Raw genomic sequence first — 15,675 nt, forward strand, 5'->3', positions numbered from 1 at the left:
TTTTGATTTAGAACATAATGGGACGAGGTTGCTGACCCCTTGTCCTTCCTTCTCCTGAAAAATGGGACAGGGTTCCTGACCCCATGTCCCTCCCTTGTCCCTCCTTCTTCTGAAAAAGCGGGACGAGGTTCCTGACCCCGCGTCCCTCTTCTGAAAAAGCGGGACGAGGTTCCTGACCCCGCGTCCCTCTTCTGAAAAAGCGGGACGAGGTTCCTGACCCCGCGTCCCTACTTGATTACTTGGATCATGATTTTGGTGACGTAGTTTTCTTTTTGATTTTGGACAATTGTGTCATATATATACTCTTCAAATACATGTTCACCTAGTGTTAGTTGCAAACGGTCCATCTCCGCAAACATTTTTTCATATGTATGATGGATTGTTTTATCTTCGCCGATATGATATCCGATTAGAAAATCACCTTTTACTGCTTTAAAGTAAGGATATCCTTCCTTTGGAGTTGGTTGCTCAATATACAAGTAACTGTAATTCGAATATTCTCCTTTTAACACTTGCTCCCGCTTTGTAATCCCACCAATGGGATAGCCTGAATCTAGCTGTGATTCACTTAATTCCTCAATGAACTCGGAAATCACATTACCGAATTCTTCATCACTGACATTCTCAATGTTTTTACTCAAATAAAGAGTCGCTTCCGGCAATTCCTCTAAGGAAATTTGATTAAAATCAATTTTAGATGCTTCTTCCATGAGCGTTATTTTCGCATCAATAATTTTTTCCTTCATTTCTATTTCTTGGCGTTTTCGAACGATTTCTTCCTTCTTTTGATACATTAACGACAAGAATTTTTCTGGAGACTTATTTTCTGTGTATTGCTGTATATCTTGAAGCGACATATCGAGATCTTTCAATAAATCGATAACATAAAATAGCTCCAATTGGTTAATCGAATAGTATCTGTATCCTTTTTCATTTTTGAAAACTGGTGTTAACAAACCAATTTGGTCATAATAAAATAAAGTCTGCTTATTCACCTTACAAAGCTTAGCAAATTCACCTGTCGTTAAGTACTTTACACTTTTTTTACTCATTTTTTACATGATCACCTCTTGACTATATAGTTACTATATACTCTAGGATATAGTCTGTAAACAATCGAAAGAGATATTAATTTGTTTCGATAAGGAGATTGTAAAAGATGAAAAATTATAAAATCACTCTAGGATTATTATTATTGAATTTGTTCATTGCCTTTTTAGGTATCGGGCTTGTCATTCCGGTTTTACCGACGCTAATGAATGAATTAGGTATAAATGGAACAACGGTTGGTTATTTAACAGCTGCTTTTGCGATAGCGCAATTAATTGCATCTCCTTTCTCAGGAAAAGCAGTAGATAAATTTGGAAGAAAGATTATGATCGTCATAGGACTTTTTATTTTCGGCCTATCTGAATTATTATTTGGACTAGGAAAAGAAATAGAAGTCCTATTCATTTCTCGTATTTTAGGTGGTATTAGTGCAGCTTTCATTATGCCCGCTGTTACTGCCTTTATCGCAGATATTACCGACATGGATACACGTCCGAAAGCGTTAGGTTACATGTCAGCAGCAATTAGTACAGGTTTTATTATCGGGCCAGGAATCGGTGGATTTTTAGCAGAATTCGGTACGAGAACACCATTCTTCTTTGCAGGTGCACTAGGAACAATCGCGGCAATCCTAACGATAATTCTTATTACAGAACCGGAACGTAATGCTGATCATACCGAGGATACAGTTGAAAGTAAAAATGGCATTAGACGGATATTGGAACCAAAATATTTTATAGCATTTATTCTCATTTTTATTGCATCATTTGGCTTAGCTGCCTTTGAATCATTCTTTAGTTTATTTGTAGACCACAAATTCCAATTTAAACCATCCGATATAGCGATTGTCATTACTGGCGGAGCGATATTTGGTGCCATTTCCCAAGTATTACTTTTTGATCGCTTAACAAAGTTATGGGGAGAAATTAAGGTAATACGTTACAGTTTGGTCCTTTCTGCTCTCCTTGTCTTTTTAATGACTGTTGTACATTCTTATTTTGCAATTTTACTCGTTACATTTATCGTTTTCGTTGGATTTGATTTATTCCGTCCAGCTGTTACTTCTTACCTTTCCAATATCGCTGGGAAGGAACAAGGCTTTGTTGGTGGCATGAACTCCATGTTTACGAGCCTTGCAAACATTAGCGGACCCATCATCGGCGGCATGTTATTTGATATCGACATCAACTACCCTTACTACTTCTCAACAGTAGTATTAGCAGCAGGAATAACCCTCACCTTCTTCTGGAAAAAACCCGCTGCAAAGGGACACGGGGTCAGCAACATCGTCCCAGTTCACAATAAAAACAAAGCAGGCTCCGCAACGTAAAATGTTGCCTGTATTATTAAAAACAGCTACTAATCCATTACTAGATTAGTAGCTGTTTTTTCCTTCGCTACATCTTCTCCTGATCCCTATTCTAACGGTTAACATCAAATGATATAATTAATATATCAATTACATAAACAAGGGTAAATACTCCTTTACACTCAATACCCTTATAAGCAATAGTACCTAACTTTACTTCCAATCCACTAAATCATATTGACTCAAATGAATTGATTGCTATAATAATATAAGTTATGACAAATAGATACATTGTTTCATATTTCGTCTACAGTTATCCTCCACCCAGAAACATCTTCATGAATTTACTCTAGCAAAAGCAGAATATATCCTACCTAATAATTAAAGCGTTTTCATTAAAAGATGTATTGCTTAGAATTCTAACAATGTTCTACCCCATCAATGGGATTATCATTACTCCCTTGAAATATAGCTTAGCCAACAGGAGGTGAATGGAATAGAAAGGAACCTAGTTCAAGAAAGATATCATGCACACTAACTACCATCATGTCAGTCATGAAAAATCCACGCTGAAAAAATGCTGAGGGGGCATACTAATGAAAAAGAAGTATTCGTTTATGGTGATGATGTTATTTTTTGTAATTCTATTTGCTGCCTGTTCCAATAAAGGAGCTAGTACAGGTGATAACAATAACGATGGAGAAAAAGAAAAGAAAAATGAAAGGTTATTTGAAATTGACGCAAGTCTTGAAGGAGAAATTACCTTCTGGACCTTTACTCCTGATATCTATATCGATATTGTAAAAGGATTTAATAAGGATTATCCAAATATAAAAGTTAAGGTAGTCGGGATGGAAGGACTTGAGAATCAATTACAAACTACGTTAGCAGCAGGGACAGGTGCACCCGATGTGTCGCAAGTAGAGCAAGGATCATTTGCGAGATTTTCCACCAATTACTTACTGGAAGACTTACTTCAACCTCCATACAACGCGGGTCAATATAAAGAGTATTTAACTGACTACAACTGGGAACGCTGGCACTCTGTTGACGGAAAAAGACTTTTAGGGATGCCTTGGGATGTCACACCTGGAATATTCTATTATCGGGAAGATATTTACGAACAAATGGGATTACCTAGTGACCCAGAAGAGTTAGTAGAATTTCTTCAAAGCGAAGAGAATGTATTAGATGCTGCCCAAACATTAGCAGCAAACGATATTTATATGTGGGATTGGCGTGATTTACCAGCCGTTCAATATGGTGATTCTCTCGGATATTTTGACTCCGATTATAATTGGACAAGAAATACAGATCGCATGGCAGAACTATTTGATCTAGTAAAAAGCGGGATTCAACTTGGATGGGCTCCACAGATATGTGGTCTATGCTCAGATGAAGGTAGACAATTAATGATGCAAGGCAAGATTGCATCACTTGCTGGTGGTAGTTTCCTAGCACGAGAGTTAGCAAATGTTTTACCAGAACAATCTGGACAATGGCGCGCTACTAGACTTCCTTTAGATGTAAATGCTGGACTTGGTGGTTCATCCTTCGTTATCCCTGCACAAGGAAAAAATAAAGAATTAGCATGGGCTTTCGTACAGTGGATGACGCTATCAGAAGAAGCGTGGAAAGTATTTGTAGAGCATTCTGTCCAACCTTCCTATACTCATATTACTGCTTTACCTTGGTATCAAGAGCTCACAAATGAATATTTAGGTGGTCAGCAAGATTATAAACTTTATAGTTCATTAGAAGGTAATATACCTGTAAAACGTATGACACCACTAGATGGTAGTGCATGGACGATTTTCATCGATAGTCTCAATGAATCTATCAATAATAATATTGATTCGAAGACAATATTAAATCAAATCGAAACAGATGTGATGAAGGAACTTGGATCAGAAATCGAAAAACTAAAAGAAGAATTATCAAAATACTAACACGGCAAGGGGATCCACTTCCCCTTGTTCTTTTCCACAGCACTCCTATATACTAATGACATACATACATGGAAAGGGAGTTATTTGATGAAATTAGGAGCATTTTCCGTAAGCTTAAATGTAAAAGACATTCACAAATCAAAAGAATTTTATTCTAAACTCGGCTTTGAGGAATTAGGTGGAGATATCTCACAAAATTGGCTGATTTTAAAGAATGAAAATTGTATTATCGGACTTTTCCAAGGAATGTTCGATAAGAATATCCTAACCTTTAATCCAGGTTGGAATGAAAATGCCGAAAATATCCAAAGTTTTACGGATGTCCGTGATTTACAAAAGCAATTGAAAGCAAATGGAATTAAGTTAACAACCGAAGCAAATGAAGAAACAGAAGGTCCAGCTTACTTTACACTAGAAGATCCTGATGGCAATCAAATTCTTATTGATCAACACCGCTAATTGAAAAACACCCGATGCTGTGAAAAAATCCATAGCATCGGGTTTTACTTCGCATTTATACAGCTTTTGTATCTTTTTTGTGTTTATTAGCTGTTTTCTTATTTTCAATTACCTTAAATTGACCGATTCCAAATTCTTTCGCTTCTTCATTTAACGATTTAAATAAGCTCCATAACATGAGTAGCATAATAACAGAGAACGGTAACGCACCTATTATCATCGTATTTTGTAATGCTTGTAATCCACCAGTATAAAGTAGTGCAAAAGCAGTTAAGGCTAGAAATACTCCCCATACCACTTTAATTTTATTACTTGGGTTTTGTGTGCCGTTTGCCGTCATCATCCCTAAAACAAATGTCCCGGAGTCAGCCGATGTAATAAAGAACGTTCCAATTAATATAATCGCTAATATCGATAAAGCCATACTATATGGAAAACTTTCAAATACACCAAACAATGTCTCCTCCGGTAGCAAGGATGTTAGAGAAGCTCCTCCTCCCATTTCCGTTATGAAAGCTGCACTTCCAAAATTCGTAAACCACACAATAGCAATTAGTGTTGGAATTAATAGAACATACAGCACGAATTCACGTATAGTTCTTCCCTTTGATACTCTCGCGATAAAAACTCCGACAAATGGAGCCCAAGAGATCCACCATGCCCAATAAAATAACGTCCAACCATTTATCCAACTTCGTGAATCTTCATTAAGCGGAGATATTCTAAAGCCCATGTTAATAAAGTTTTGTAAATAGGCTCCGACGGAATCAACAAAAAGATTTAAAGTGAAAACTGTGGATCCTAAAAGGAACACAATTAAGAAAAGAGCAGCAGCAAGGCCCATATTAAGATTACTCAAGATTTTAATCCCTTTGCTCAAACCGGTTAATGCAGAAATCATAAATAAGATTGTAACGACAAAAATAATAATGGATTGAATAGTAAAATTACTAGGTATACCAAACAAGTAGGATAATCCACCGTTAATTTGCATGGCACCAAATCCGAGTGATGTCGCAACCCCTAAAACAGTGGAAACCACAGCAATAATATCAATTACCTTACCCACCAATCCATCTGCATGCTTCCCAATAATCGGTCTTAGTGTCCTACTAATTAACGTTAGTTCCCCTTTTCTAAATGCAAAGTAGGCTAGCACTAATGATACAACTCCATAGACCGCCCATCCATGGATCCCATAATGAAAGAATGTAAATCTTAACGCATCCTTCATCCCTTGGTCCGTGCCAAGTTCTCCTGTTGGTGAACTAATTGCGTAGTGACTAAGTGGTTCATATGTGCCGTAAAAAATTAAGCTAATTCCCACACCTGCACTAAAAAGCATCGCAAGCCAAGTCGGTTTTGAAAACTCTGGTTCATCCTCCTGTTTACCAAGTTTTATTCGACCTAAAGGACTAACAAATAAGTAAGCGCACGCAACAACAAATACCATAACTAGCACTAAATAATACCAACCAAAAGAATTCGTAATAAAATTTTGTGCTACACTAGTAACCTTTTCTAACGTTGTAGGCATGAGAATCCCCATCAATACTAAACTTCCTACAATCGCTAACGAAACATAAAAAACAAGTGAAGCTTTTTTCATATTAAATTGACAACTCCCAGTTAAGATTTGAATAAAGCGGGTTTTACTTCGAATGGAGAATACATAAAAATGTAAAACCAAAATAAAAGGATTTTTTTGAAGCAAATATCGTTCACCCAATAATTGTTACAAACAACTTTTTTAACTAGCAAAAGTATTCTCGAGGAATTTCTACAAATATGAATGCGTGGGATGACTTTTTACAGGATATAGAGAAGGCTAGATTACTAGTTATTTTGTAACACTTATTAGTCTAGCGAACTATAAGTTAGAAAGCACACTCGATATTTTAGCATTATCTAGACTATAATCGGATTATTTCCTCTTAGGTGAGTATATAACTATGCATTCTCAATAATCTCCTTATATACTCCGAATAATGTATGAATATAAAATAATCAGTTTATTAAGGATAGATAAGTGTCGTGTTATTGTTATTGTGAAACTTATACCCTAACTTCCACTATCGAAACATGACAATATTTTTTCTGAAATACCCAATATTAATTCCCTCAATCCCCTTACTCTTTTGAAAGAAAAAGCCTTGTATCAGCTTAGGTAATACAAGGCTTTCTTGTTTTCTATTTGATTTATACAGCCTTTGAAGTTTTTCCTTCACTTCTGTTAGGCATTGATTTCTTACTTTCCTTCATTTTTAATTGTCCTATTCCCAGCTCTTTCGCTTCTTTATTTAATGCTTTAAAGAGACTTGCTAACATAATGATCATAATAACCGAGAATGGTAAAGCGGCTATAATCATTGTATTTTGGAGAGCTTGCAATCCTCCCGAATACAGCAATGCTGCAGAAGTTAATGAAAGTAGTACACCCCAAATAACTTTAATTTTATTGCTAGGGTTTAGAGTTCCATTGGCCGTCATCATCCCTAACACAAACGTACCTGAGTCAGCTGATGTGATGAAAAATGTACCAATTAAAATCATCGCTAGAATCGATAACGCCATACTAAATGGAAAGGTTTCAAACATTCCAAATAATGTTTCTTCTGGTGCCAACGATGACAGTGAGATTGCACCAGCCATTTCGGTTGTAATTGCAGCACTTCCAAAGTTTGTGAACCATAAAAACGCGATAATCGACGGAACAACTAATACACAAAAAACAAATTCTCTAATTGTTCTTCCTTTTGATACCCTAGCGATAAATACACCAACAAACGGTGCCCAAGCTATCCACCATGCCCAATAGAAAATCGTCCAGTCATTAATCCAGCCACGAATTTCTTCGTTAAGCGGTGCGATTCGTAATCCCATATTAATAAAGTTTTGGAAATACGCCCCTAAAGAATCAGTAAATAAATTTAATGTGAATACTGACGATCCCAGAAGAAATACAGCTAAGAAAAGAACAGCAGCAAGGCCCATATTCACGTTACTCAAGATTTTAATCCCTTTGCTTAATCCAGTTAGCGCAGAAATCATGAATAACACAGTAACTACAAAAATAATGATTGCTTGAATCGTAAAATTACTCGGCACATCAAATAAATAAGAAAGTCCCCCATTTATTTGCATCGCTCCGAAGCCAAGTGATGTCGCAACACCTAGAACAGTAGAAACGACGGCAACAACGTCAATGATTTTACCAACTAATCCATCTGCATGTTTTCCGATAATTGGTCTTAATGTTCTACTTATTAAGCTTAATTCACCTTTTCTAAAAGTGAAATATGCAAGTACTAAACCAATGACACCATATATTGCCCATCCGTGGATACCATAATGGAAGAATGTATACCTTAACGCATCCTTCGCACCTTGATCCGTTCCGAGCTCGCCAGTTGGAGAACTTACAGCATAGTGACTAAGCGGTTCATATGCACCATAAAATATTAATCCAATTCCCATACCAGCACTAAATAACATCGCAATCCAAGTTGGTCGCGAAAATTCTGGTTTTGCATCTTGTTTACCTAGCTTTATCCGTCCTATTGGACTGATAAATAAATACACACAGGCAACGACAAATACCATAATTAACACTAAGTAATACCATCCAAATGAATTGGTAATAAAGCTTTGTGCAACACTAGTAATCCTTTCTAGCGAAGAAGGCATAGCAATTCCCATTAATACTAAGCCTGCTACGATCGCTAACGAAACGTAAAAAACAAGTGTAGCTTTTTTCATATTAAATTGACAACTCCCATTTTAGATTTGTTCAGAGAGGGCTTTACTTCGATTGGAGAATACATTTTCATGCAAAACCAATTAAGAAATTCGAGGATTTTTATTGAAGCAATAGTAGACAACCCAAATAAAAAGTTTTTACTGAACTTAATTATTCACCTAATAAAGAAACCAGAAGGGGTAATACAATCTACTAAACTATCGAGATTGAAAAGGTTATCTTATTAGGAATTTTTAACACTTTATAAGTGTAGCGCAAAAAAAGATCTGGAGCACACGGGAGAATCATGGATTATTCACGCTAGAACGTGGTGATTCCAGCTGAGCGGAAAATACAACCATGTATTCTTACATATAACCCGATTTACGCCAAATACTGTACAAACTTAATAAATTGTACATATTAATTGGAAATATTTAGGGTGATACAATAGGGTTCAATTTTCATGAAAATAACATATAAAAACTAAAAAGGCATCTGAGCACCATTTGGATAGTAAAACCCATCGTACTGTGCAGATACCCTTTTTTATGGGGAAATCCCCTTATTTCATATAGCTCTGTAAAAGTTCATTGTTGTTAACAATTTAGTTGATTGTAGCGGATGTACACAAGACTCCTGCGGGAACAGCACGAGCCGAAGATCCACTTGGCAAAGCGGTTTTCTTTGCCAAGTTAGCTGAGGCCGTGACCGCGGAAAGCGAGTGTACAGGAGCGAAAATCAACAACAGAGTTTAACAGAGCTATTTCATATAGCTATATTCAAGCAAGCTCTTGAGGATTTGGATTTCTTGGAGTAGTTTTTCGCCAATGTTCGTTTCTAGTACTTTTTTTCTTTCAAGTTCTTTATCTACTAATCTTTTTACCGATAAGACATCAGTACCGTTTAATAGGACGTCTTGTTTGGATGTGAATTTTTTGTGAGCAACGAGTTGCATACCATATGAGTTATATAAAAGTGTATAACCGGCAATTCCTGTTGTGGACTGATATGCTTTTGAAAATCCGCCATCAATGACGATCATTTTTCCATTAGCCTTAATTGGATTTTCTCCGGCAATCTCCTTCACAGGGGTATGGCCATTAATAATTCGTCCTTGTTCCGGATCTAAGGAAAACTCTCGTAAAATCTCCTTGCAAACCTCCTCATTTTCACGTAAATAATAGTATGGATTTTTTATCTCTTTATGTGCTTCCTTATCTTCAATAAAATATCTTTCAAAAGTGGTCATTTCCCTTTTTCCAAACAGCGATGAGAATTCTCCTGTCCACAAATACCATACCATGTCAGTAGCCAAGTCTTCCGTTCGTTCCGGATGAGCAAAGCTATGGCGTAAATATTGTTCAAAAACATCTAATAATTCTCGACCTGCATATGCTTTGTCTTCAATTACCATTTTCTCCATGTTTCCATTTTTATCGATAGGTATGCAACCATGTAATAATAAATTTCCGTTATAGCGCAAATACAGACTACCTTTATTCATAAGGAAGTTCATATGCCTCGCTAGTTTTTCCGAATGTTGAACGGAAAATAAAAGTTTCTCTATTACTTGCTCTTCTTCGGTTGTTAATTGTTCCGGTTTCTCCTGATTTACCGTCATAAAACAAGTGTTTTTTAATTGATATGTCTTCCCATGAATCGTTACTTCATTCTTTTTATAATCTATCTTTTCTAGTAACAGTCTCTCCATCATATTAAAATATGGTCGCCTTTTGATAATCGGTATTTCTAGTTTGAATTGAATCATTGCAATTGCTTGGTGAATCTTCGTAATTTGTAATTCTTCATGATCTGTCAACTTTTTCCCAGAATGTTGCTTCGGACGAAATGCAGGATTATCCTCATAATACTTCTCTGCAAGGTTAAGTAGCGGCCGTAAATTGATTCCATATACGTCTTCAATAATATCCAAATTATTATAACGAGCACAGATGCGAATGATGTTAGCGAGACAAACCTTAGACCCGGCAAATGCGCCTATCCACAGTACATCATGGTTTCCCCACTGAATATCAACAGAATGATAACGGATGAGGGTATCCATAATTTTATCAGGATCGGGACCACGGTCATAAATATCACCAACGACATGTAGATGGTCCACAACTAATCTTTGCGTTGTATAAGCAAGGCCAATGATAAGCTTATCCGCTTGTCTGAGCGAAATGATTTGCTGAACAATTTTTGTATAGTAATGTTTTTTATTTGTAAATTCATCTGTTTTGTAAAGCAATTCCTCAATAATGTATACAAACTGTTTCGGCAAGGCCTTTCTTAGTTTAGAACGTGTATATTTTGAAGATGCATACGAAATCAGCTTAATCAGGTGAGCTATTATGTCGGTATACCAATCTGACAATTCCTGCTCTGATTGAAAATTGTTCTTGATTAATTGCAGTTTTTCCTCTGGGTAATAAACAAGAGTCGCTAGTTCATTTATTTCACTCTCTGATAAAACATCTAGGAAAAGATCACGAATTTTTTCTTTGACTTTACCTGAACCATTCCGTAACACATGCTGAAAAGCCTGAAATTCCCCATGTAAGTCACTAACAAAATGCTCTGTTCCCTTTGGTAAATTTAAAATTGCTTCTAAGTTAATAATTTCAGTCGCTACCTTTTCCTCAGAATCATATTTTTGAGCAAGTAAGTCGAAATATTTAGTATTGGTCATTTTTCTTTCCCCTTTTTCTCTTTAACTACATCTTGGTTCCATACTAAAAATTTATAGAATCTACTTCTCACTAGTCGGGCAGTAAGATGTAGATTCTATATAAACGCATATTATATAGTTTTTATGACTTAGATATTCGTGATAGTCGGGTAAAGTAGTCTTCTTAGTTTCAATAGCGTAGATTTACTATATATTAACAGATACCTCCATAATTTCAATATATATTTCAAATTTTTAGAATATGCTCCCACTTACATCAATATGTTTACAATTAGAAAAGGCAACAAGTATTATACTTGTTACCTCCCCTCATCTTTAAAAGCATCCTTAATTTTAATAAATTCTTTTACATTGTCTAAAAATATATCGACTAACCTCGGGTCAAAGTGTTTCCCCTTTTCTAATCGAAAGTATGCCAGTATATCCTCCATATTCCATGCTTTTTTATAAATTCTGTCTGTACTTAACGCGTCAAAGACATCCGAAATAGCTACAATTCTTCCATACAAGGGGATATCTTCTCCTTGCAATCCCTTTGGATAACCGCTGCCATCATATTTCTCATGATGGGTTAAAGCAATCAGAGAACCTGCTTTTAATAAACTTCCATTTGTGTGCTTCAACATTTGATGTCCGATCGTTGTATGTTTTTTTATCACTCCATATTCTTCTTCCGTTAATTTTCCAGGTTTGTTTAATATCGAATCAGGGATGCCGATTTTCCCCACATCATGTAATGTAGACGCTGCTTTAATTAATTCAGCTTCTTTTTTAGACAGGCCATATTTCAATGCTAACAAATAGGAGTAATTTGCTACCCTTTTTACATGATTCCCTGTTTCCTTGGAACGAGTTTCTGTAATTTCCCCAAGTGTAAATAATAACTCTCTTTGTGTGTTTTCAAGTTCCTTAGAAAGAAATTCAATTTCAGAAAATGAACCTGCAAACCTTTTGGAAATCGTAAATGATTGTGCACCTATAAATAGCAGAAGCCCATATGGAGTTAAGACAGTTGTTTTCAAAATTTGTGCATCATACGCAAGGTCATTGATAATGGTAGCAATTAATACTATTAGAGCAAAAACAACAATATTAATACCGACTTGCTTTTTCTTTATACCTTTCACAATCAAAAACAAAAGGTATGAAAATGTAATGAAGAATAAGAAATATAATACAATATGTAAATTTGTAAAAAACTTAGGATCAGATAGGATAATCAGAACAATACAAAGAAGAGATGTAATGATGACAAAATTTACGATGAAGTTACTTTTCCCAGTAGTTATCATTAAATGAAAATATTTAATAAATAGTAATAAACAAGCAAATATGCAAATGTAATTTAACTTTAATACGAAAATCATACTGAAGTCCGGAAAGAAATAGAAAATTGATGCTTGACCAATCAATAACATTCTAATTCCATAAAGTAAGCAAAATAGCGCAAAATATAATGACAAACGTTCTTTTTTTCTGTTAATATAAATCAACATATGATTAATCCCAAATATGATAAATGCCCCAATGCTAAACCACTCTTGAATAGTACTTCCAATCAATTTGTCTTCAATTGCGGTTGGGTTACCAACATAAACCTTTCCTAAAATACCAGGTTGACGATAATAAAAGTTGGAAACTTGCATTCGTAATATCATTTTTTCTTGAGAGACATTAAAGTATACTCGCTTAGGAATTCCTCTAGGAACGGACTCTTTTTTTGAAGTTGCCACCTTCCCATTCTCCACCATGAGTTCATCATTTAACCATAGTTTATATGCACTGAAAACTTGAGGAATATAAATAGCTTTCGGTTCTCCGATGTCACTTTCAGAAAACTGCATAACTAATTCGATAGTTCCATATTCCGTATCACTATCCCAGTAACCAGGGACTTTTATTTGATCAAAAGAAAGATGATTGGTTGAATCCATAGGATCCAATAAGCGTTCTTGATAAACATTCCAATATCCAGATAGACGAACTATTTCTTCATTTGGCTGAATGCTTACTTGGCCTTCATGTATCGCTTTGTCCTGATTTTGTTGACAACCTGTTAATAATATAATGAAAAAGGAAGATAACAAAAGGAAATAATATGTTCGGTGCATTTGCCTACTCCATTTATGTTAAATTTGCACAGATGTCTTAACTGGCACTTGAACTGGATATTTGCCTTTATTCTTCCTTTAATACTTTTTATTTATCCTTGAAATGGTACATCTTATAGATGAAAATAAAAAAACTGTCATGAAAACGACAGTCCCTTCAATATATATTGATTTTATTTGTATATACGAGAACTTTCATGGAAGCATCATCCTAGCCAATGGTTGTTATACGCGATAATCCCCAATATCGCTCCAACTGCTGCACCGAACAAAGCACCTGCTGCCGCTTTTATTTTCTTATCCACAATGATTAACCTCCTTTTGTGACGGAACCAATTGCATTTACTAATTCATCAGGCTTTTGTGTACCAATAATGACTTTCTTATTATTTTTCAAAAGCAATCTTACCGCTTTTTTCCCCTGCATACTATAAGCTTTTTCACCTTTAAAATTTTCACGTATTCCATACCCGCCGAAATCCATTGCGCGATATTCACTAACCTCATAATCGTCTATTTCGTTGAACAAAAATACTCGATAATGAAGATGAAATGGTAAAAAGCGCAAATAAATTCCATCTTTTCGTACTTCAACGGTTAGTTTTATATAAAAAATTAGTACAAGTGGAAACACAATACCAAATATGAGCCAAATAATGATTAACATAAGATCAGGTGCTGGTTTATCACCAAACGGTACTCTGAATACGATTTGGTGGATAAAACCATACCACATTATTGCTGCGATAATCATGATGATTAGCCATATCCATATTTGCCGTGGTTTTTGAATTTCTCGATATATATACTTTCCCAATTCCATCCCCCCTTCCACTCATTTTGTTATACGGATTCCCAATAAAAAAGATTCAATTTTACTTTTACAAACATCATTTTTGATTGTAAAAACATCGGATTTGGAGATAGTAAAAGGTAAATGGAGGGTGATTCCCATGAGACCTTTTATGAATTATAAAATCATTGAATCCGAAGATGGCATTGAAGTTGTATTATATTTGGATCAGAACTTAAGCGAGTTTTCTGATGATCTAGGTACTATTTCCAAAGCAAATGAAACTACTATAAAACAGGATGCCGTTAGTTTTGTAAAAAAAATGTTTCCTACCTTGAAGGTAAAATCCATTAAAGTAATGGCAGGTGCTATGTTATTAACTAGTATTGGACTAGCAAGCCTCCCATCCTTTCAGGCTTCAGCAGCCGAACCTATTTCATCCTATACCGTATCCGCTGGCGACACTCTATATAATATTGCCCAACGGAATAGTACAACTGTGGATGCACTCAAGCAGGCAAATCAATTAACATCAAATGTCATTCACATCGGAGATACCATCATCATACCAGGGGAAAATGTATCAACACCGACTCAAACTACAACATACCGAGTAGTTTCGGGTGATACTCTTTACAGCATTGCATCTCGTCATGGCACAACGGTTGACGCAATTAAATCAGCGAATAACTTATCTTCCAATTTACTTCAAATTGGACAAACATTAACGATTCCTTCTGGTGGAGAGACTACCGCTCCTATACAGAATAATACAACGACACATTACGTTGTTTCTGGTGATACTTTATACAGCATTGCCAAAAACCATAACACAACAGTTGATGCAATTAAAAACGCGAATGGTCTTACATCCAATATACTTAATATCGGACAAAAGTTAACAATACCTACGAGTGGAACTGCAACACCTGCACCAACAGCTAAACCAAGTAATCAAACGACATACCGAGTTGTATCAGGTGATACTTTATACAGTATTGCCACAAGATATGGCACATCCGTTAACGCACTTAAGCAGACAAATAATCTTACTTCTAACGTGTTAACAATCGGGCAAAATTTAACGATTCCAGCAACAGGAACATCGTCTTCTGCTGTTATTAATCAAGAAGATGTGGAATGGTTAGCTAAAATGATATGGAGTGAAGGCAGAGGCGAACCATTAGAAGGACAAATAGCAATCGGTGCAGTCATTATGAATCGTGTAAAAAGCCCATTATTCCCTAATACCGTTAAGGAAGTCTTATTTGAAAAAAGCTATGGATACTATCAATTCACACCTGCCCAAACGGGAATCATTCATGTAGCAACTCCAAACGCCCAAAATAAAGAAGCTGCATTAAGAGCAATAAACGGGGAAGATCCAACCAACGGAGCACTATTTTTCTACAATCCACAAAAAGCATCCAGCCCCTACCTAGAAAGCCGAACCGTATCCACAGTCATCGGCAACCACACATTTTCATTTTAAAGGGACATGGGGTCAGGTCCCGCGTCCCAGTTGAGCTGCAAAACTAAAAATGGGACAAAGAATCTGACCCCCATT

At 35.8% G+C, this 15,675-nt stretch carries 10 protein-coding genes; 4 read left to right on the plus strand and 6 right to left on the minus strand.

The features are described from left to right. Positions 1–227: 227 nt before the first annotated feature. Positions 228–1,052, minus strand: coding sequence for a MerR family transcriptional regulator (locus ACFPM4_RS15520; RefSeq protein ID WP_382353643.1), 825 nt, complete (start codon positions 1,050–1,052; stop codon positions 228–230). A 107-nt stretch (positions 1,053–1,159) separates the two neighbouring features. On the opposite strand from ACFPM4_RS15520, the gene norA reads away from it, so the two are divergent. The 3 genes from norA (at position 1,160) to ACFPM4_RS15535 (ending at position 4,767) form a co-directional block, all read left to right on the plus strand. Further along, positions 1,160–2,380, plus strand: a complete 1,221-nt coding sequence (gene norA / locus ACFPM4_RS15525; protein WP_382353645.1) for a multidrug efflux MFS transporter NorA — start codon at positions 1,160–1,162, stop codon at positions 2,378–2,380. 575 nt (positions 2,381–2,955) lie between these two features. Further along, on the plus strand, positions 2,956–4,308 hold the full coding sequence (locus ACFPM4_RS15530) for an ABC transporter substrate-binding protein (protein ID WP_382353648.1): 1,353 nt from the start codon (positions 2,956–2,958) through the stop codon (positions 4,306–4,308). An 87-nt stretch (positions 4,309–4,395) separates the two neighbouring features. After that, complete coding sequence (locus ACFPM4_RS15535) at positions 4,396–4,767, plus strand: VOC family protein (RefSeq protein WP_382353650.1); 372 nt, start codon at positions 4,396–4,398, stop codon at positions 4,765–4,767. A 55-nt stretch (positions 4,768–4,822) separates the two neighbouring features. On the opposite strand, the gene ACFPM4_RS15540 is transcribed toward ACFPM4_RS15535, so the two are convergent. The 5 genes from ACFPM4_RS15540 to ACFPM4_RS15560 all read right to left on the minus strand — a co-directional run bounded on the left by ACFPM4_RS15540 (position 4,823) and on the right by ACFPM4_RS15560 (position 14,132). Beyond that, positions 4,823–6,376, minus strand: a complete 1,554-nt coding sequence (locus ACFPM4_RS15540) for a BCCT family transporter (RefSeq protein ID WP_382353653.1) — start codon at positions 6,374–6,376, stop codon at positions 4,823–4,825. A gap of 590 nt (positions 6,377–6,966) precedes the next feature. Next, on the minus strand, positions 6,967–8,526 hold the full coding sequence (locus tag ACFPM4_RS15545; protein WP_382353656.1) for a BCCT family transporter: 1,560 nt from the start codon (positions 8,524–8,526) through the stop codon (positions 6,967–6,969). 743 nt (positions 8,527–9,269) lie between these two features. Further along, entirely contained in the window at positions 9,270–11,204 is a 1,935-nt protein-coding gene (locus ACFPM4_RS15550; protein WP_382353659.1) for a fructose-1,6-bisphosphatase, read from the minus strand. A 299-nt stretch (positions 11,205–11,503) separates the two neighbouring features. Next, positions 11,504–13,315: an HD domain-containing phosphohydrolase gene (locus ACFPM4_RS15555; RefSeq protein ID WP_382353662.1), complete on the minus strand. Its 1,812-nt coding sequence runs from the start codon at positions 13,313–13,315 to the stop codon at positions 11,504–11,506. Between the two features lie 310 nt (positions 13,316–13,625). After that, entirely contained in the window at positions 13,626–14,132 is a 507-nt protein-coding gene (locus tag ACFPM4_RS15560) for a DUF6141 family protein (protein WP_382353664.1), read from the minus strand. Positions 14,133–14,268: 136 nt separating this feature from the next. Between ACFPM4_RS15560 and ACFPM4_RS15565 the strand changes: the two genes are divergently transcribed. After that, positions 14,269–15,600 (plus strand): LysM peptidoglycan-binding domain-containing protein, encoded by a 1,332-nt coding sequence (locus tag ACFPM4_RS15565; protein ID WP_382353667.1) that lies wholly within the window; start codon positions 14,269–14,271, stop codon positions 15,598–15,600. Positions 15,601–15,675 lie beyond the last annotated feature (75 nt).

It is taken from the genome of Lederbergia graminis (assembly GCF_042655485.1).
Classification (GTDB): Bacteria; Bacillota; Bacilli; order Bacillales; family Bacillaceae_C; genus Lederbergia; species Lederbergia graminis.

What these genes read in the sequence shown, in the direction of transcription:
- ACFPM4_RS15520 (WP_382353643.1), bottom strand. Translation starts at nt 1,052, where the DNA reads ATGAGTAAAAAAAGTGTAAAGTACTTAACGACAGGTGAATTTGCTAAG.
- norA (WP_382353645.1), top strand. Translation starts at nt 1,160, where the DNA reads ATGAAAAATTATAAAATCACTCTAGGATTATTATTATTGAATTTGTTC.
- ACFPM4_RS15530 (WP_382353648.1), top strand. Translation starts at nt 2,956, where the DNA reads ATGAAAAAGAAGTATTCGTTTATGGTGATGATGTTATTTTTTGTAATT.
- ACFPM4_RS15535 (WP_382353650.1), top strand. Translation starts at nt 4,396, where the DNA reads ATGAAATTAGGAGCATTTTCCGTAAGCTTAAATGTAAAAGACATTCAC.
- ACFPM4_RS15540 (WP_382353653.1), bottom strand. Translation starts at nt 6,376, where the DNA reads ATGAAAAAAGCTTCACTTGTTTTTTATGTTTCGTTAGCGATTGTAGGA.
- ACFPM4_RS15545 (WP_382353656.1), bottom strand. Translation starts at nt 8,526, where the DNA reads ATGAAAAAAGCTACACTTGTTTTTTACGTTTCGTTAGCGATCGTAGCA.
- ACFPM4_RS15550 (WP_382353659.1), bottom strand. Translation starts at nt 11,204, where the DNA reads ATGACCAATACTAAATATTTCGACTTACTTGCTCAAAAATATGATTCT.
- ACFPM4_RS15555 (WP_382353662.1), bottom strand. Translation starts at nt 13,315, where the DNA reads ATGCACCGAACATATTATTTCCTTTTGTTATCTTCCTTTTTCATTATA.
- ACFPM4_RS15565 (WP_382353667.1), top strand. Translation starts at nt 14,269, where the DNA reads ATGAGACCTTTTATGAATTATAAAATCATTGAATCCGAAGATGGCATT.